The sequence below is a fragment of the Arsenicicoccus cauae genome, assembly GCF_009707125.1.
GTDB lineage: Bacteria > Actinomycetota > Actinomycetes > Actinomycetales > Dermatophilaceae > Arsenicicoccus > Arsenicicoccus cauae.
Genome location: NZ_WLVL01000056.1, coordinates 22913 through 41652 on the forward strand (window position 1 = coordinate 22913; position 18740 = coordinate 41652).

The following is an 18740-nucleotide window of genomic DNA, read 5'->3' on the forward strand; positions in this document are numbered from 1 at the left end:
CGGGGTTCGCGCGGTCGACGGCGTGCTCGTCGTCCATGACGGCGCTCCCTGGCTGGTGCGCAGCCTGGACGCCATCGCTGCCCAGACCCTTTCCCTGCGCCATCTGGCCGTCGTGCTGACCGGCCGGGAGGATGCCCTGCCCGAGGATGCGGGGCGGCGGCTCGCCGACGCGGGCATCCGGGTGCACGTCGTCGAGGCCCGCGGCGCTCGCCACCCGAAGGCCGTGCTGGCGGGTCTCGCCGACCTGCAGGCCCGCGGCGCCCTGCCCGATCCTGCGGAACGTGCCGGCGCCGACCCCGAGGCCGAGCTCGACGCCGCGTCGCGGTGGGTCTGGCTCCTCGAGGACGACTGCTTCCCCGAGCCCGACTGCCTCCACGCACTCCTGCGCGAGGCGACCTTGTCCGCCACCGTGGCCATCGCGGGCCCGAAGTATGTCGACGCGGGCGACCCCGCTCGGCTGGTGGAGGTGGGGCAGACGGTCTCCCCGACCGGACGACGGGTCGCCTCGCCGCGGCACGGCGAGCTGGACCAGGGGCAGCACGACCACCGCAGCGACGTCCTTGCCGTGGGCACCGGCGCGATGCTGGCGCGGGCGGATGCCCTCCTGCACCTCGGCGCCCTCGACCGGGTGTTTCCCGTGGCGGCGGACCTCGACCTGTGCTGGCGGGCCCACCAGGCCGGCCTGAGGGTCGTCGTGGTGCCGGAGGCCGTGGCCCTCGACGCCCGGGCGACCACCCAGGGGCTGCGGTCGCGCGACCGGATGCCGTTCGCGGGCCTGGGGCTCGACGACATCGACGAACGGTTCTCCCGCGACCACGTCCTGCGCGAGCGTCGGGCCTGGGAGCGCGAGCGCCGCGGCGCCGTCGACCGGGCCTACCGACGTGACCGTCGGGCCGTGCGACGGATCGCGCTGGCCCGCTGCCCCGGCCGGCTGGTCCCCTGGTATGCCGTGCGCATCCTGCTGGGGGCGTTGCTGCTGACGGCGGCGCTCCTGCTGCTCAAGCGGCCCCGGGCGGCCTTCGCCGAGCTGTCCGACGCGGGCGCCGTGCTCACGTCCTGGCGCAGCCACGGCTCGCGCCGGCGGGCCCGGCACACGACCGTCGTCGGGGGTGCCGGTCTGGGTGCCTTGCTGGCCCCGCACTCCCGCGCGCTGGCCGGTGTACGGGACGAGGTCTACACGGGCCTGCCGCACCTGCCGTCGGTCCTCGCACCCGAGGGCGGCGCGTCGGAGGGGCGCGGTGGGGGGCGCCCGGAGGGACTCGGACCCTCCGTCACGGTCGCCGAACCAGGTCCGGTCAGCGACGAGGCGACCGACCTCGATGCGGATGACCTCGGGGCCCGCGCCGCCCGGCACCCTGGCCTGCTCGCCGTCCTGGTGGCTGCCGCGCTCGCCGTCACGGCGTGGTGGCCGGTGGTGCGGGGCAGGGGTGGGGCGCTGCTGGACCGGGGAATGGCCGGAGGGGAGCTGCGGCCAGGGACGGGCGGGTCGGCGGCGGCGTGGACCCGCTACCTGACCGGGTGGGACCCCTCGGGGCTGGGATCCGCCTCGGACGCACCCACCTGGCTCCCCCTGCTGGCCGCGCCGGCCTGGGTCGTCGAGCACCTCCCCGGCCGCGCGCCGAGCTCTGCCCTGGGCGTCGCCGCGGCCCTGCTGCTGCTCGGCGCCATCCCTGCGGCGACGACCAGCGCGTACCTCGCCGGCCGGGCCGCCACTCGCCGCCCCTGGCCACGGGCTCTCGCCGCCCTCGCCTGGGCGCTGTCTCCCGCGCTCCTCGTGGGACTGGGTGAGGGACGCGTCGGCGCCGCCGTGCTCGGGGTCGTCCTCCCACCGCTCCTCGCCGGGCTGGCCGGCTGCGGCCAGCGTCGGCCCTGGTGGCCGGCCGTGGGAGGCACCGTGCTGGCGGCCACCGCCGCCGCGGCCGTGGCTCCCGCGCTGCTGGCGGTCGTCCTCGTGCTCGGCCTCGTCCTCGCGGCTCGCAACCACGGGCGCGGGCGGGTCGCGGGGGTGCTGGTGGCGACCGCGCCGGTCGTCCTGATCGGACCGGCGATCGCCAGCTGGTGGCACACCCCCGGGTCGGTGCTGACCGGACCCGGCCTGGCGTCCTGGGGCGGCCAGCCTCGCCCCTGGCACTTCGCGCTCCTGTGGCCGACGGCGCCCGTGACCTCCACGGAGACCGGGCTGCTCGCCGATCCGTCCCTGGCCGCGTCCGCACGGCTGCTGCTCCCGTTGCTCGCCGCCCCCGTCGTCCTGGCCGGGGTGTGGGGCTTGGCGGTGGACGGGCGCCGCATCGGCGCGTCCCGAGTCCTGGCCGTGCTGGCCCTGCTCGGTGTCGCCGGGGCCGCCGCCGCGCCGCACCTCGTCGTGGGTCAGGCCACCGACGCCGCTGGCCGCCCCGTGCCGATCACGCCCTGGGCCGGCGCCGGGCTGCTCCTGCTGACCCTGGCCCTGCTCGCGGCGGCCCTGCAGGGGGTCGAGGCGATCCGGAGGGCCGGCGCCACCCGCCCTGGAGCGTCTCGCCCGGGTGCCGCGCAGGCCCTCCGCGTCGCCGGCGGCGTCCTGGCGACGCTGGTGACCGTCACCGTCCTCACCCAGGCGGCGTGGCTGACGCTCACGCGCCTCGACCGCGCGCTGGCGGTCCCCGCCAGCCAGGTGCCGGCCGTCGCGCAGGACAGCGCCCAGAGCGCGCTGGCGGCGCGATACCTGGCCCTGGACCGTCGGGGGACGGCCATGACCTACCGCCTCGAGCCCGGGGACCCGTCGGACGTCGTGCGGGACCTGCCCAAGGATGCCGGTGCGGTCGAGGACAGCGCACGGCTGCGCGAGGTGGCGCACGCCCTGGTCACCGACGAGCCCTCGGGCGGCCGCCCCGTCGCCGACCGGCTCGCCGACGCGGGCGTCGGCTTCGTCGGCCTCGCGCCGGTGGACCCCGCGGTCGCCGCCCGCCTGGACACGACGGCCGGCCTGTCGCGGCTCACCGACGTCGAGGGCGACCCCGTCTGGCGCGTGACGCCGAGGTCCGGGCCGTCCGCGGCAGCCGTCCCCGTCTCTGCCGTGCGGGTCCAGCGGTCGGACGGCACGCCCGTCGCGACCGTGCCCGTCCGGGGCAGCGGTCCCGAGGTCGACAGCGACCTGGCGACGAGCGGCGCCGGTCACGTCCTGGCCGTCGCGCAGCAGCGGGGCTGGGCGGCCACGGCGCAGGTGCGCGCCGACGGCCGTGCCCTCACGCCGCGTGACGGCGAGCTGGCGGCATACGACCTCCCCCCGGACACCCGCCACGTGCGCATCAGCACGGTGCCGGCCCACAGGACCTGGTCGATCGTCCAGGGCGGAGCCCTCGCGCTGGTACTGCTGCTGGCCCTGCCGTTCGGCGTGCGCCGGGGCCGGGACGCAGAGGTGGTCCGGTGAAGGGGGCAGGGCTGCTGCGCGTGGTCGGGGTCGTCGTGGTGGGGGCCGCGGTGGTCGCGGGCTCCGGTGCCGTCGACGGCCGTCTCGAGGTGCCCGGAGCGCCCCGGGCCGCCATCCCCCCGAGCGCCCCGCCGGCTCGACCCGTCACGAGCCGCACCCTCGTGTGCCCCGGTCAGGAGACCGTCGGTGTGCCCGGGCTGCCGGCGGAGTCAGGGGCGCCCCCCGTGGACCTGACGGCGGTCGCCCCGCCCGATGCCGTCGCCGCGGCGCAGGGACGCGCGCTGCCACCGGGGATCCTGCAGGTGGGCCCCTCGGACCACCCGGATGCCCAACGGGTCACGGCGCCCGGCAACCCGGTCACCGCGCTGATCTCGGGGCCGAGGTCCGGGCTCGTGTCCGCCTCCCAGCGCCTGGCGCCAGCGCTGACGGCGGTCCAGCGGTCGTTGGCCACCACCGGCGAGCGCGCCGCCCTGGTGTCGGTGCCCTGCGACGTGCCGGTGACGGACGCCTGGCTCCCCGCTGGTGCCGGGCAGGCCGGTCGCCAGGAGCACCTCGTCCTCACGAACCCCCACGAGACCCCGGTCACCGTGGACGTGACGATGCACGGCGCGGACGGACCGATCGCCAGCGTGGCGGGGCGCGACGTCGTGGTGGAGCCCCGCGGACGCACCGTCGTGCTCCTCGACGCCCTGGACGGCACGCAGGCCAGCCCCACGGCCCAGGTCCACGTGCGCGGCGGCACGGTCCATGCGGCGCTGCACGACGGCTGGCTCGACGGCATCACCCCGAGGGGCGCCGACGACGTGGGGCCGAGCGCCACCGGGCAGGAGCTCGTCCTCCCCGGCCTCGTCGTCGCCGGGCCGGACGACCCCGCCGTCGTGCGGGTCGTCGCCGTCGGTGACCACGACGCCGAGGTCCGGATGACCGTCCTCGGGCCGGGCGGACCGGTGGGTGACCCCCTGCCGCCGGTGCGGCTCCCCACCGGGGCGAGCCGGGACATCGGCCTGCCCAGCCTGCCCACCGGTGCCTACGGCGTGCGCGTGTCCGCCACCAGCCCCGTGGCGGCCGCGGGCCACCTGGGTCGCGCCGACGGGCCGCGGCCGAGGGGCGCCGGCTCGGTCGCCGCGCCCGTCCACGACTTCGGGTGGGTGCCGGCGACCCCGGCGCTGGGCGACCTGGCCGGGATCCCGCTCGGCCAGCCCGGCGGCACGCGGTTCACGCACCAGCTCGCGATCACCAACCCGGGCGACGGCATCGTGACCACGACGGCGACGGTCGTCGCGGCCGACGGGACGACGGCTCCGCGCCGGATCGACGTCCCTGGCCGGGGGACCGCCTCCGTCGACGTCAGCGACGCCTCGAGCGTGTGGGTCACCGCGGCCAAGGGGCTTCGGGCGGCCGTCGCCACCAGCGCCGACGGCGGTCTGGTGACCGTCACCCCCCTCGTGGCACGGCCCCAGACGACCACGCCGTATGTCGTGACGCCCTCCCCCTGACCGGCCGGGCGCCAGCCCTCATGGATGGCCGTCGTAGTCCGGGTCCAGGTCCTCAGGGGCGACCATGAGCAGGGCTGCGGCCTGCTCCACCACCACGGCATCGACGAGCTCGGCGAGCTCCGTGCGGTCGCGCACGCGGGACTCGACGGGGCGGCGGTAGACGACGATGCGGGCGTCGGACCGGCCGTGCCCGGGGCGGGCGTGACCCAGCGGGATCGAGCCCTCCTGCTCCGCGGCCACCAGGACGTCGCCGCCCGGCACGAGCTCCACCGCGACCTCCACGCCGTCCAGGCGGCCACCGGCGCGGGGCACGAGGCGCTCGACCGCGTCGAGGACCAGCTGGTCGAACCTGTCCTCGCGGGACGTCATCTCGGGCACCGGGGGCCAGGCGAGGGGCCCGCGTCGGCCGCGGCCCCGACGGTCGCGCGCGAGCCGTCGAGGCGACGAGTCGTCGGGTGCGGGGGCAGGGATGCTCACGCCCATCACGATACGGCGCGCCAATGGCTATGCCGCAGAACGGAGACTAGGGTTGCCCACCGTGACCGTGCAGCGAACGTGCTCCAAGACCCCCTGCGGCCGACCGGCAGTCGCGACGCTGACCTACGTCTACGCCGACTCCCAGATCGTCCTCGGGGCGCTCGCGACCTTTGCCGAGCCGCACTCGTACGACCTGTGCGCGGACCACGCCCGCCGACTCACTGCTCCCCGCGGGTGGGAGTTCGTGCGCCTGGTGCCGGAGTTCGCCGAGCCGGAGCCCGCCCCAGACGAGCTGGTGGCCATTGCGGACGCCGTCCGTCGCCCGCGCCGCAGGCCGGACCCGGGGCCCGAGCCGGGACCGGGCGCGGGGGAGGAGAGCACCTCCGACGAACGCCGCACGCTCGTCGCGGCGCCCCGCACGTCCGAGCAGGCCAGGGAGGTGTCGGCCCGCGTGGCCCGGCAGGCCGGCACCGTCTCCGCGGTGGAGGTGGGTCGTCGGGGACACCTGCGCGTGCTGCGAGACCTCGGCGAAGCGGCCGACCCTGCCGACGACGCGGAGCCCGGGGGGAACTCCCCGGCCCGGTCCTGCTGACCCACGCCCCCCTGTCGGACCGGACCGGTAGGCTCCCCGTCGTGACCTCACGCACCGACCTGTCCACCTTCGTCAAGGCCTACGACGTCCGCGGGCTCGTGCCCGAGCAGCTCGACGCCGCCGTGGCCCGAGCGCTGGGCTCGGCCTTCGCCCGAGCCGTGATCCTGCCCGAGGGTGCGCGCAGCCTGGTCGTCGGTCACGACATGCGGCCGTCGTCGCCGGAGCTGTCGCGGGCGTTCGCGGACGGGGCCATGCAGCACGGCGTGGACGTGACCCTCATCGGCCTGTGCTCGACGGACGGGCTCTACTTCGCCGCCGGGCACCTGGACGTGCCGGGAGCGATGTTCACCGCGAGCCACAACCCCGCGGCCTACAACGGCATCAAGCTGTGCCGGTCGGGCGCTCGTCCGGTGGGCCAGGAGTCCGGCCTCGCCGAGGTGCGGGACCTGGCCCAGGAGATCCTCGACGGCGCGTCCGAGACCGCCGAGGGTGAGCCCGGCTCCGTCGTGGAGCGAGACCTGCTCGGTGAGTACGCCGGGTTCCTGCGCTCCCTCGTCGACCTCTCGTCGCCGCGTCGCTCGGACCCGATCACGGTGGTCGTCGACGCGGGCAACGGCATGGGTGGTCTGACCGTCCCCGCGGTCCTCGGCGACGCGGCCGGTCTCCCTGCCCTGCCGCTCGAGGTCGTGCCGCTCTACTTCGAGCTCGACGGCACCTTCCCCCACCACGAGGCGAACCCGCTCGAGCCCGCCAACCTCGTCGACCTGCAGCGGGCCGTCGTCGAGCAGGGGGCCGACCTCGGCCTGGCCTTCGACGGCGACGCCGACCGTTGCTTCGTGGTCGACGAGCGCGGCGAGGCGGTGAGCCCCTCGGCGATCACCGGGCTCATCGTGGCGCGGGAGACGGCTCGTATGACGCAGGCCGGCGCCTCCCCGTCCGACCTCACGTTCGTGCACAACGTCATCACCTCGCGCGCCGTCCCGGAGGTCGTGGCCGAGGTGGGGGCCCGCGCGGTGCGCACCCGCGTTGGGCACTCCTACATCAAGGCCACGATGGCCGACAACGCCGCCGTCTTCGGTGGGGAGCACTCGGCGCACTACTACTTCAAGGACTTCTGGTACGCCGACACCGGCATGCTCGCGGCGATGCACGTGCTGGCGGCGCTCGGCGAGCAGGACGGACCGCTCAGCGAGCTCGTCACCCGCTACGACCGCTATGCCGCGAGCGGCGAGATCAACTCCACCGTCGACGACCAGGCCGCCCGCAGCGCCGAGGTCACCGCATGGGCGCACGAGCGTGGCCTGCACGTCGACGAGCTGGACGGCCTGACGGCCACCCACGAGGCGGACGGCGACGAGCCGCTGTGGTGGGTCAACGTGCGGCCGAGCAACACCGAGCCCCTGCTGCGACTCAACGTCGAGGCAGCCGACCGGGCCACCATGGAGCGGGTCCGCGACGAGGTCCTGACGATCATCCGAGGAAAGGCGTGACCGACATGTGCGAGCCCACCACCAGCAGCACGATCCAGCCCTGGCTGAGGGAGATCCTGCGGTCCCCGGGCGGCAAGCATCGGCTCGTCGACGCCGAGGGGCCCGACGGCCCCGAGCTGCGCTGCGAGGAGCTCGGCGTGGCCTTCCCCATCGTCGACGGGATCCCCGTGCTGCTCCTGGACGAGGCCCGCACCCTCTGACCCACCCGCACCGCACCACTCCCCGAGGAGGGCCGGCGATGCCGCAGCTCGACGAAGCACTGGTCGACGACCCGCACGAGGTGCAGCGCCTCGACTCGCGGGGGCACCTGCGGGCGCTCGCGACCGCAGGTGCGCAGGTGCGTGAGGCTGCGCACCTCGCCGCCGAGGCCGGGATCGACCGACTCGAGCGTGAGGAGCGCCCCCGCGCCGTGCTCGTGGCGGCCCTCGGCGGGTCGGCGGTGGTGGGGGAGGTCCTCACCGTCCTCGCGGAGGCGCAGAGCCCGGTGCCGGTGTCCCAGCGCGCCGCGGGACCGCTGCCGGCCTGGGTCGGCCCGATGGACCTGGTCGTCGCGGTCTCGCTGTCGGGGCGTGCACCCGGGCCCCTCGGTCTCGCCGCCGAGGCCGGACGACGCGGTGCCCAGCTGGTGACGGTGGGCGCCGACGAGTCACCCCTCGCCGACGTCACCGCCCGTGCGCGGGGCCTGCACGTCCCCGTCCCGCGGGGGCTGGTGTCCTCGCGCACGTCCCTGTGGTCCCTGCTGACGCCCGTGCTGCTCGCGAGCGCCACGCTCGGCGTCGTGGACCTGCCGGCACCGGTCCTCGACGAGCTCGCCGACCGTCTCGACGCGCAGGCCGAGGCGTGCCGGCCGTCGTCCGAGTGCTTCGTCAACCCCGCCAAGATCGCGGCGCAGGCGCTGGTCGAGACGGTCCCGGTGGTGCTGGGTGACGGCCCGCTGATGGGCGTGGCCGCCCACCGGGCCGTGGCCGGGCTCGCCCGCACGGCTCGCATCCCGGCGATGCACGGCTGCCTGCCGGACGGGGCCTCGCAGGTCGTGGCGACCTTCGGCGGTCCCTTCACGGCGGCCGGTGGGCAGGGCGCGGGCAGCCTCGCCGCCGCGCGCGGCGGGCGCGACATCTTCGCCGACCCCTTCCTCGACGCCCCGGAGGAGCCGCCGCTGGGGCTGCTGATGCTGCGCGAGGGCGGCAGCGGCATACCGCCCGAGCAGACCTCGTTGGCCGAGACGGTGCTGCAGGAGGCCCACGACGTCGGCGTCCGGGTGCAGGAGATCACGAGCGGGGCCAGGCACCCGGCCGTGCGGCTCGCCGAGGTCATGGCGCTCACCGACTTCCTGAGCACCTACGCCGCCCTCGGGCTCGGGCTCGACCCGTCCACCAACCCCCACGTGGCCAACCTGCGCGCGGCGGGCCACCCCTGACCCGTCACCTAGACTTGCCGGCGGTCGGCGCAGGTGATGACCCTGCAGCCCGGAGGGGCGGCGCCAGGCCCAGACCGTCGTCATACCAACCGAAGGGACTGTCCACCGTGACGTTCGACCACCAGGTCCGCGACCTCTCGCTCGCCGAGGCGGGCCGCCACCAGATCCGCCTTGCCGAGCACGAGATGCCCGGTCTCATGGCGCTGCGCGAGGAGTATGCCGAGGCCCAGCCCCTCGCCGGCGCCCGCATAGCCGGCTCGCTCCACATGACGGTGCAGACCGCCGTGCTGATCGAGACCCTCACCGCTCTCGGCGCCGAGGTCCGGTGGGCCAGCTGCAACATCTACTCCACCCAGGACGAGGCGGCCGCCGCGATCGTCGTCGGCGCGGGCACCCCCGAGGACCCCCAGGGCGTCCCCGTCTTCGCGTGGAAGGGCGAGACGCTCGAGGAGTACTGGGACTGCACCAACCAGATCCTGTCGTGGGGGAAGGACGCGTCGGGCGAGCAGGTCTACGCCAACATGATCCTCGACGACGGCGGCGACGCCACGATGCTGGTCCACAAGGGCAAGGAGTGGGAGGCCGCCGGCCAGGTGCCGCCCACCACCGAGGAGGACTCCGAGGAGTTCGGCGTCTTCAAGGCCCTGGTGCGTCGCACCCTGGCCGAGGACCCGCAGAAGTGGACCCGAGTGGCCGCGCAGATCAAGGGCGTCACGGAGGAGACCACCACCGGCGTCCACCGCCTCTACGAGCTGGCCCGTGACGGCGAGCTGCTCTTCCCGGCGATCAACGTCAACGACTCCGTCACCAAGAGCAAGTTCGACAACAAGTACGGCTGCCGCCACTCGCTGATCGACGGGCTCAACCGCGCCACCGACACCCTGATCGGCGGCAAGGTCGCCGTGGTCTGCGGCTACGGCGACGTCGGCAAGGGCTGCGCGGACTCGCTGCGCGGCCAGGGCGCACGGGTGGTCGTCACCGAGATCGACCCGATCTGCGCGCTGCAGGCCGCGATGGAGGGTTACCAGGTCGCCAGGCTCGAGGACGTCGTGCAGACCGCGGACATCTTCATCACGACCACCGGGTGCTACGACGTCATCCGCACCGAGCACATGGTCGCGATGAAGGACAAGGCGATCGTCGGCAACATCGGCCACTTCGACAACGAGATCGACATGGCCGGGCTGGCCAAGGTCCCGGGGATCACCAAGACGGAGATCAAGCCGCAGGTGCACGAGTGGACCTTCGCCGAGGCCGGGGAGGACGGTCAGCCCGCGGGCCGGTCGATCATCGTGCTGTCCGAGGGACGCCTGCTCAACCTCGGCAACGCCACCGGGCACCCGTCCTTCGTCATGTCCAACTCGTTCGCCAACCAGACGATCGCCCAGATCGAGCTGTTCACCAAGCCGGGGGAGTACGCCACCGACGTCTACGTCCTGCCCAAGCACCTCGACGAGAAGGTCGCCCGGCTGCACCTCGACGCGCTGGGCGTGCGGCTCACGGAGCTGTCGAAGCCGCAGGCGCAGTACCTCGGCGTCGACGTCGCCGGCCCCTACAAGCCGGAGCACTACCGCTACTGACACCGGTCGTATGCCGCGGGCCCGCGCCTCCACCCCGGGGGCGTCGGCCCGCTGCGGCATACGGCCTGGTCACCGGTGCGCCGGCCCACCGGTCGACGGGGCTGCCGGGCGGGCCGAGACACGCCGCAGGTCCGTGACCCTACCGTTATCCCGGGCCCACCGTGTGTGAAGATGACGCAGGACGTCCCGCAGCGAAGGAGCACCCCGTGAAGACCCGGATCCTGGTGGTCGACGACGACCTCGCGCTCGCCGAGATGCTGGGCATCGTGCTGACCAACGAGGGTTTCGACGTGACGCACGTCGCGACCGGCAGCGCAGCCGTGCCTGCCTTCCGCGAGGTCAAGCCGGACCTCGTGCTGCTCGACGTGATGCTGCCGGGCCTGGACGGCGTCGAGGTGTGCCGCCGCATCCGGGCCGAGTCGGGTGTGCCCATCGTCATGCTCAGCGCCCGCACCGACACGACCGACGTGGTGGTCGGGCTCGAGTCCGGGGCCGACGACTACATCGTCAAGCCGTTCAAGCCCGCCGAGCTGATCGCCCGGATGCGGGTGCGGCTGCGGCGCGGCGAGGAGGTCGAGCAGGAGCACCTGACCATCGGCGACCTGTCGATCGACGTCGCCGGCCACGCCGTCAAGCGCGGCGACGAGACGCTGTCCCTCACCCCGCTGGAGTTCGACCTGCTCGTCGCGCTGGCGCGCAAGCCCTGGCAGGTGTTCACGCGCGAGGTCCTGCTCGAGCAGGTGTGGGGCTACCGCCACGCCGGCGACACCCGCCTGGTCAACGTCCACGTGCAGCGCCTGCGCTCCAAGATCGAGCACGACCCCGAGCACCCCGAGATCGTGCTGACGGTGCGCGGGGTGGGCTACAAGGCCGGCGGCTCGGCCTAGGCCATGGCCCGCACCCTCAAGTCCGACCTCGCGGCCCTGCGAGGTCGGATCGCTCGTCTCGGGGGTGGGGTCCTGGCACGCTCCTGGATGCGGCACGGGGTCAACCGCGTGGTCGAGCTGTGGAGCCGGTCCCTGCTGCTGCGGACCGTCGCCAGCACCATGGTCCTAGGGACCGCCATGCTGCTGATCGTCGGGTCCTACCTGCACGGTCGGGTCGCCGACGGGCTGACCGAGGAGAAGCTCCGGACCGCCTCCAACGACGCCGCTGCCCGGCTGCGCTCGGCGCAGGCGAGGTTCGACGACGCCGACAAGACCGACGACGCGGCGCTGCGCCAGATGGCCACCGACATCGTGCAGCAGGACAAGGCCCCGGACCTGTCGAGGGACGTGATCTTCACCCCTGCCCAGGACAACACCCGCAAGCCGCTGCCGACGGTCGCCGCGGGCGACCTCACCCTCGGCGAGATCCCGGCGACGCTGCAGGGCCGCGTGCAGGCCGACCGCGGCCACCAGCAGATCCAGGTGGTGACGCTGGCCCGCGACGACGGGGAGCTGCCGACCGTCGTCGTGGGCGCGCGCGTCCAGCTGCCGCCGGGGGTGGGCGGGTACGACCTCTACTACGCCTACCCGATGCGGGCCGAGGCCAAGGCCCTCGACATCGTGACCCGCAACCTGCTGCTCGCGGGGTCCCTGCTGATCGTGCTCATCGGCGGCGTGGCGTTCGTCGTCACCCGGCTCGTCGTCGATCCCGTGCGACGGGCCGCCCAGGTGGCCGAGCGGCTGGCCTCCGGGCGGCTGGACCAGCGGATGGCGGTCAAGGGCACCGATGACATCGCCGTGCTCGGACGGTCCTTCAACCGGATGGCGTCCAGCCTGCAGACGCAGATCGTGCAGCTGGAGGGGCTGTCCAGGCTGCAGCAGCAGTTCGTCTCGGACGTGTCGCACGAGCTGCGCACGCCGCTCACCACGGTGCGGATGGCCGCCGACGTGCTGTACGACGCCCGGGGCGACTTCTCCGCCGGCGCGGCCCGCAGCGCCGAGCTGCTCACCGGCCAGCTGGAGAGGTTCGAGAACCTCCTGACCGACCTGCTCGAGATCAGCCGCATCGACGCCGGGGCCGCGACGATCGAGCCGCAGCCCGTCGACCTGCGTCAGCTCGCGCAGGAGGTCGTCGACGACGCGGACGCGTTGGCCGCGCGCCGCGGCAGCCCCGTCACGATCGTGGCGCCGCCGCAACCGGTGGTCGCCGAGGTGGACCGGCGCCGCGTCACCCGCATCCTGCGCAACCTCGTCGTCAACGCGATCGAGCACGGGGAGGGCGAACCCATCTACGTCGAGATCGGCCGCAACGCCGAGGCCGCCGCCGTCGCGGTCCGCGACAGCGGGGTCGGCCTGCGGCCGGGGGAGGCGTCTTTGGTGTTCACGAGGTTCTGGCGGGCCGACCCGGCGAGGGCGCGCACCACCGGTGGCACCGGCCTGGGGCTGTCGATCTCGATGGAGGACGCCCACCTGCACCACGGGTGGCTCGAGGCCTGGGGCCAGCCCGGTGTGGGCTCGTGCTTCCGGCTCACCCTGCCGCTGACCTTCGGGGAGGACGTCACCGAGTCCCCCCTCCCGATGCAGCCGCTGGGGTTGCGCGTGAACCCGCCCGTGCCCGCGCAGACCACCGACGAGCTCCTCGACCCGGTCCCGGGCACCTCCCTCGACGCCGGCACGACGGGCGTGCTGGCGCTGCTGCCCGACCAGCTCACGGCGGCCCCGCCGCACAAGGACCCGACCGGGGTGAACCAGCCGTGACGACGTCCCCCCCGAGGGTCCGCGGCAGGTGGGCGGCCCGGGGTCGGCATACGGCCCGGGTCGGCGTGGTGGCGCTCGCCACGGCGGTCCTCGCGGCGGGCTGCGCCGGGCTGCCGAGGTCGACGCCCGTGGTCCAGGGGCAGGCCGTCGCAGGTGCGCAGGACGCGGGGGTGCGGATCATCCCGCGAGGCCCGGTCGCCGGGTCGGACGCCGATGATCTCGTGACGGACTTCTTGCGCCAGGGTCTGGGGGCCGACGACGACAGCAGCGTCGCCCGCGAGTACCTCACGCCTAGGGCCTCGAGCCAGTGGCAGCCGGACGGCTCGGGGTGGATCTACGACGGGCCGGAGGCGCTCGCGGTCAAGGTCACCGCGCCGGGCACCGTGGTGGTGACCGGCCGGGTCAGCGCGCAGCTCGACCGGGAGGGCCACTACTCCGAGCTGCCGCCCGGCCAGACGCGCTCGCTGACGCTGCGCCTGGTCAAGGTCGGTGATCAGTGGCGCATCGACGGGGGCCTCGACGGCCAGCACACGGTGTGGATCAGCCGGGCGGACTTCGGTCTGTACGCCAGCTACCCCATCACCTACGTCACGCCGGACGACACCGCCGTGACGGACCGCCGGTGGTTCCTGCAGGGCCCGGGACTCGTGACGCGGCTGGCGCGGGCCCAGCTCGCGCCGCCGCCGACCTACCTGCAGGGCGCCGTGCTGACGGGCGTGCCGGAGTACACCGATCTGGCGCACGGCTCGGTGTCGGTCGAGGGGGGCACGGCCCGTGTCGTGCTCAGCAGCCGGGCACTCAACGCCGACGACCGCAACCGGCGACGCATGTGGCAGCAGGTGACGGCCACGTTGACGGCCGTGGGCGGGGTCGAGGCCGTGCAGCTGGAGGCAGACGGTGCTCGGCTCAGCGTGCCCGGGTTGCCGGACCGCGCCCTGGGGGCGCAGGACGTGGACCTGCGCGACGCCGAGCCGCCGACGGGGCCGGTCCTGCTGCGCAGCAGCGCGGGGCTGGAGCGGGTCGACCCCCGTCAGCTCACGGAGAGCCGCTCGCGCAAGGAGGCGCGCGCGGACGGGCCGCCGCTGCCTGACATCGGCCCCGAGTGGTACCGCCTCGCATCGTCCGCCGACGGGACCGAGATCGCCGGCCTCGACGGCGACGACGAGGAGCTCGCTCGCTGGCGGGAGGGCCGGATGGTGCGGGTGCGAGGGTTCGCCAGGGACCTCACGCGCCCGGCCTACGACCCGGGCGGCTACCTGTGGATGGCCGGGCGCACCGACGCCGGCACCCGCGTGCTCGTGCAGCCGACCTCGGACCTGAGCGGGCGTGCGCCGGTGGCGATCAACGTGCCGTGGCTGTCCGACCGCAAGGTGATCGCGCTGCGTCCCTCCCCCGAGGGGCAACGCGTCCTCGTCGTGTCGGAGCCGTCGGGCGGCGGGCCGTCCACCGTGGGGGTCGCCGGCGTGCTGCGGCGTGACGGTCGCCCCGTCGGACTGGCCACGCCGATCACGGTCGGCGGCGGGTCCACGGACGTGACCGACGCGACGTGGCTGGACGCGGAGACCATCGGGCTGGTCGGGGCCGTCGACGCCAAGAGCGACCAGCGCGTGGTCATTGCTCCGATCAGCGGACCCAGCCAGGTGCTCGGCGCCGTGCCCAACCCCACCTCCATCACCACCTTCGGCGGCAGCCGCAGCATCGTCGTCACCACGCGGCGGGGCGCCGCCCTGGTCCGGTCCGGCAACGGCCTGGTGCCGCTGGTGTCCAGCACGAGCGACTTCGTGGTCCCCGGCCACTGACGCCGTGCCCACCTGTGGACGGCCGATCGGCCCCGTCCACAGCCTCGGCCGTGTGCGGCCCGCCCGCCGCCACCCCGTGGGACGCTGGGCGGCGTGGCGGGGGGTGGCGGGGTGGGTGCCGGCATTGACGGGGCGCGAGGGTTGGTCTCGGCCCTCGTGGATCTCGCGCTCCCTGTGGGGTGCGCCTCGTGCGGCCACCCTGGCGCGCGGGTCTGCGGCCCCTGCCGCACCGCGCTGTGGGGGTGGTGCTACCCCGGCGGCCCCCGCGCGGTGCTTCCCGACCCCTGCCCGCCGGGGCTGCCGCCCGTGGTGGCCACCGCGGTCAACGACGGCGTGGTCCGGCGCGTGCTGCACGCCTACAAGGACGAGGGTCGACGCGACCTGCGCGACACGCTGCTCGAGCTGCTCGTGCCGGCCCTCGCCCTGGCGGCGGGGGCGGTACGACCCGCCCCGCGGGAGGGCGTCGTGGTGGTGCCGGTCCCCACGTCGCCGGCTGCCCGACGCAGGCGCGGCGACCGCCCGCTCGAGCAGCTCGTGGCGGCCGCGGCCGAGGCGGTGCCCGGGGCGGCCTACCGCTCCGTCCTGTCGGTCGGCGGCCGCGCGGCCGACCAGGCGCTCCTGGGTCAGGAGGCGCGCGCGGTCAACCTGCAGGGCGTGATGCGGGTGGCCGCGGGCGGGGGCGAGGCCATGAGTGGACGTCCGGTCCTGCTCGTGGACGACCTGCTGACCACCGGGGCCACGCTCCTCGAGGCCGCCCGGGCGCTCCGGGCCGAGGGGGTGGTGGTGGCGGGTGCGGTGGTGGTGGCGGCCACCCGGCGCAACCCGCCACGCGACGCGCTGGGCATTGTCCGGCGGGTGCGCTAACGTCGGTCAACGGCTCGATGACGAGCGTGGTCCTCCCAGATGGACGGGGGTGGTTCGACACAGTTCTCCGCAGGCCCGACGGGCCTGAGTACGTCGAGCAGGTCACTCCCTAGGAGGGAAATCATGGACATCCAGATCACCGGCCGCCACGTCCCCGTCTCCGACCGGTTCCGGGAGCACGCGCAGGAGAAGCTCGACAAGATCGAGCTCCTCGCCAACCGCGATCCTCGTCTGGACATCGTCGTCTCCAGGCACGGCAGCGCCAACGGCGTGGGCACCATGACCGTCGAGATCACGTGCCGCGTCAAGGGTCCCGTCATCCGGGCCGAGGCGACGTCGGACGACAAGTACGCCGCCTTCGACATCGCGGCGGACAAGCTCCTGGACCGGCTCAAGAAGGCCAACGACCGTCGTCGCGGCAAGCGACGCAAGGTCACGACGTCGACGGAGGTGCCCGCTCCTGCCCGGCTGGTCGACGCGGTCCCCGGTGCAGCCGCCGCGCCCCCGCCGGCCGCCGACGCCGCCGACGCCGGCGCGGCCCAGGACGACGGCCCGGAGGTCGTCGAGGTCGCGGACTCACCGATCGAGGTCCGCGTCAAGCATCACAGCTCGGCCCCGATGAACATCGAGCAGGCGTTGTACGAGATGGAGATGGTGGGGCACGACTTCTTCCTGTTCACCGATGCCGACTGCGGCGCGCCGAGCGTGCTCTACCGCCGCCGCGGCTGGTCCTACGGCGTCCTGCACCTCGAGACGGAGACGCAGGTCGAGCCCGACCTCGAGAGTCGCTCGACCTGATCTCGCGCCGGCGCCCGAGGGGCGGCCCGCCACCGGTGGGTCGCCCCTCGGCGCGCCGGTCGCGATCGCTCGGCACGCCGCCCGCGGCGCCGGTCGACCCCCGTGGCATCATGCGGGCATGACGGGCATCCAGGACATGCACCCCCGCGCCCAGGCCTTCGGCGACCGGGCGCACCCCGAGCGCATCCGTGTCCTGGTCGCTGACGACCACGTGCTCTATCGCCGGGGTCTGGAGATGGTCCTCGCGCAGGAGCCCGACATCGAGATCGTGGGGGAGGCCGGCGACGGCGCCGACGCCGTCGTGCAGGCCGAGGAGCTCATCCCCGACGTCGTCCTGATGGACGTGCGCATGCCCCGGCTGTCCGGGCCCGAGGCGACGGCACGGGTGCGCGAGGTCGTCCCGTCGACCAAGGTCATCATGCTGACGATCTCCGACGAGGAGCAGGACCTCTACAACGCCGTCCGGGCGGGCGCGACGGGCTACCTGCTCAAGGACGTGCCGGGTGAGGACATCGCTGTGGGGATCCGTCAGGCCCATGCCGGCCAGTCGCTGATCTCTCCGCCGATGGCCTCCAAGCTGCTCGCGGAGTTCGCCCTCCTGATGAGGCGCCAGGAGGAGGGGCAGCAGATGCCCGTCCCGCGCCTCACGGACCGGGAGTTGCAGGTGCTCAGGCTGGTGGCGCGCGGGATGGCCAACAAGGACATCGCTGTCGAGCTGTTCATCTCCGAGAACACCGTCAAGAACCACGTCCGCAACATCCTGGAGAAGCTCCAGCTGCACTCACGGATGGAGGCCGTGATGTACGCCGTCCGCCAGAAGATGCTCGACCTGCCCGAATGACCCTGCGTGGGGGCGATCTCGGGGGCGTGGCCGGGCCGGCACCGGCCCGGCGGCTCACCCTGCCCCAGGCGCGTCGTATGGCGCTCGCGGCCCAGGGCTTCTCCCGCCCCCGCCCCGAGGCCGTGACGGCGCGTGACCTCGTCCGCGTCCTCGCGACCGTCCAGGTCGTGCAGATCGACTCGGTCAACGTGCTCACGCGCAGCCACTACCTGCCGTTCTACTCACGCCTGGGGGCGTACGACCCGGCGCTGCTGGACCGGCTCCGCGACCGTGCGCCCCGCCGCATGGTCGAGTACTGGGCCCACGAGGCCAGCCTCGTCCCGCCCAGCACCTGGCCGCTGCTCGACGTGCGGATGCGCCGGGCCGAGGACGAGTCCTGGGGCGGCATGCGCCGGGTCGCCCAGGAGCACCCCGAGCTCGTGTCCGCGGTCCTGGCGGAGGTCGTCGCACGCGGGCCGCTCACCTCTCGAGAGGTCGAGCGCGCCCTCGCTCACGACCTGCCGCGCGAGCGCGACGGCTGGGGCTGGAACTGGTCGCTGGTCAAGAACGCCCTCGAGCACCTGTTCTGGGCCGGGCGGATCACGAGCGCCGGGCGCACGTCGAGCTTCGAGCGGCGGTATGCCGCCCTGGAGCGCGTCCTGCCTCGGGGCGTCCTGCAGGAGGCGGCGGCCGGTCGCGACCGGGGGGCCGAGACCGCGCTGCGCGACGCCGACCACGTCCGCCGGCTGGTCGAGCTGTCCGCCCGCGCGCTGGGGGTCGGCACGCTCCGCTGCCTGCGCGACTACTTCCGCCTGACGCCCCAGCAGGTGGGCGCCGCGGTCACCGACCTGGTGGAGGAGGGCGCGCTCGTGCCGGTGACCGTCGAGGGGTGGCGCGCGGCGGCATACGTGCATCGCGACGCGAAGGTGCCCCGGAGGGTCCAGGCGAGCGCGCTGCTCAGCCCGTTCGACTCCCTGGTGTGGCAGCGGGACCGGACCCGGGCGCTGTTCGGCTTCGACTTCCGGCTCGAGATCTACGTGCCGGCGGCGCAGCGGGTGCACGGGTACTACGTGCTGCCGTTCCTGCTCGGGGATCGGCTCGTGGCGCGGGCGGACCTCAAGGCGGACCGGGCGACGGGGCGGCTGCTGGTCCGCGCGCTGCACTGGGAGGAGGGGGCCGCGACGGAGGAGGCCCTCGCGGCGGTGCAGCGGGAGCTGTCCACCCTCGGGCACTGGCTCGGCGTGCCGGACGTTGTGCACGAGGGCGTACACCCGGGTCGGACCGCCCGCTGAGGCGGGGTTGGGCCACGGCACGCGC

15 protein-coding genes are annotated in these 18740 nt (G+C 74.6%); 14 read left to right on the forward strand and 1 reads right to left on the reverse strand.

The window, feature by feature from the left end; all coding sequences use genetic code 11:
* Positions 1 to 22 precede the first annotated feature (22 nt).
* Both GGG17_RS15225 and GGG17_RS15230 read left to right on the forward strand, forming a co-directional pair.
* Positions 23 to 3406 carry a glycosyltransferase gene (locus tag GGG17_RS15225; RefSeq protein ID WP_195849254.1) on the forward strand — a complete coding sequence of 1128 codons (3384 nt, stop codon included), beginning with the start codon at positions 23 to 25 and terminating at the stop codon, positions 3404 to 3406.
* Complete coding sequence (locus GGG17_RS15230) at positions 3403 to 4902, forward strand: DUF5719 family protein (protein ID WP_154594546.1); 1500 nt, start codon at positions 3403 to 3405, stop codon at positions 4900 to 4902. The genes GGG17_RS15225 and GGG17_RS15230 overlap by 4 nt, the downstream gene beginning before the upstream one ends.
* 18 nt (positions 4903 to 4920) lie before the next feature.
* On the opposite strand, the gene GGG17_RS15235 is transcribed toward GGG17_RS15230, so the two are convergent.
* Positions 4921 to 5379: a metallopeptidase family protein gene (locus GGG17_RS15235; protein WP_288797668.1), complete on the reverse strand. Its 459-nt coding sequence runs from the start codon at positions 5377 to 5379 to the stop codon at positions 4921 to 4923.
* Positions 5380 to 5440: 61 nt separating this feature from the next.
* On the opposite strand from GGG17_RS15235, the gene GGG17_RS15240 reads away from it, so the two are divergent.
* The 12 genes from GGG17_RS15240 to GGG17_RS15295 all read left to right on the forward strand — a co-directional run bounded on the left by GGG17_RS15240 (position 5441) and on the right by GGG17_RS15295 (position 18715).
* Positions 5441 to 5971, forward strand: coding sequence for a DUF3499 domain-containing protein (locus GGG17_RS15240; protein ID WP_288797667.1), 531 nt, complete (start codon positions 5441 to 5443; stop codon positions 5969 to 5971).
* Between the two features lie 41 nt (positions 5972 to 6012).
* On the forward strand, positions 6013 to 7461 hold the full coding sequence (locus GGG17_RS15245) for a phosphomannomutase/phosphoglucomutase (protein WP_288797666.1): 1449 nt from the start codon (positions 6013 to 6015) through the stop codon (positions 7459 to 7461).
* 5 nt (positions 7462 to 7466) lie between these two features.
* Positions 7467 to 7661, forward strand: coding sequence for a Trm112 family protein (locus GGG17_RS15250; protein WP_154594588.1), 195 nt, complete (start codon positions 7467 to 7469; stop codon positions 7659 to 7661).
* Positions 7662 to 7699: 38 nt separating this feature from the next.
* Positions 7700 to 8878 (forward strand): SIS domain-containing protein, encoded by a 1179-nt coding sequence (locus GGG17_RS15255; protein ID WP_154594549.1) that lies wholly within the window; start codon positions 7700 to 7702, stop codon positions 8876 to 8878.
* Between the two features lie 107 nt (positions 8879 to 8985).
* On the forward strand, positions 8986 to 10458 hold the full coding sequence (ahcY, locus tag GGG17_RS15260; RefSeq protein WP_288797665.1) for an adenosylhomocysteinase: 1473 nt from the start codon (positions 8986 to 8988) through the stop codon (positions 10456 to 10458).
* A 206-nt stretch (positions 10459 to 10664) separates the two neighbouring features.
* On the forward strand, positions 10665 to 11345 hold the full coding sequence (mtrA, locus tag GGG17_RS15265; RefSeq protein ID WP_288797664.1) for an MtrAB system response regulator MtrA: 681 nt from the start codon (positions 10665 to 10667) through the stop codon (positions 11343 to 11345).
* A 3-nt stretch (positions 11346 to 11348) separates the two neighbouring features.
* A complete protein-coding gene (mtrB, locus tag GGG17_RS15270; RefSeq protein WP_283809828.1) occupies positions 11349 to 13142 on the forward strand; it encodes an MtrAB system histidine kinase MtrB in 1794 nt (597 codons plus the stop codon).
* Positions 13139 to 14941, forward strand: coding sequence for an LpqB family beta-propeller domain-containing protein (locus tag GGG17_RS15275; protein ID WP_154594550.1), 1803 nt, complete (start codon positions 13139 to 13141; stop codon positions 14939 to 14941). The genes mtrB and GGG17_RS15275 overlap by 4 nt, the downstream gene beginning before the upstream one ends.
* A 156-nt stretch (positions 14942 to 15097) precedes the next feature.
* On the forward strand, positions 15098 to 15805 hold the full coding sequence (locus tag GGG17_RS17290; protein ID WP_154594551.1) for a ComF family protein: 708 nt from the start codon (positions 15098 to 15100) through the stop codon (positions 15803 to 15805).
* A gap of 123 nt (positions 15806 to 15928) precedes the next feature.
* The gene (gene hpf / locus GGG17_RS15285; protein WP_154594552.1) at positions 15929 to 16603 is read left to right on the forward strand and encodes a ribosome hibernation-promoting factor, HPF/YfiA family; all 675 of its coding nucleotides are present in this window, start codon (positions 15929 to 15931) and stop codon (positions 16601 to 16603) included.
* 118 nt (positions 16604 to 16721) lie between these two features.
* Positions 16722 to 17444, forward strand: a complete 723-nt coding sequence (locus tag GGG17_RS15290; protein ID WP_154594553.1) for a response regulator — start codon at positions 16722 to 16724, stop codon at positions 17442 to 17444.
* Positions 17441 to 18715 carry a winged helix-turn-helix domain-containing protein gene (locus tag GGG17_RS15295; protein ID WP_154594554.1) on the forward strand — a complete coding sequence of 425 codons (1275 nt, stop codon included), beginning with the start codon at positions 17441 to 17443 and terminating at the stop codon, positions 18713 to 18715. Before GGG17_RS15290 ends, GGG17_RS15295 begins: the two co-directional genes overlap by 4 nt.
* The last annotated feature ends 25 nt before the right edge of the window (positions 18716 to 18740 follow it).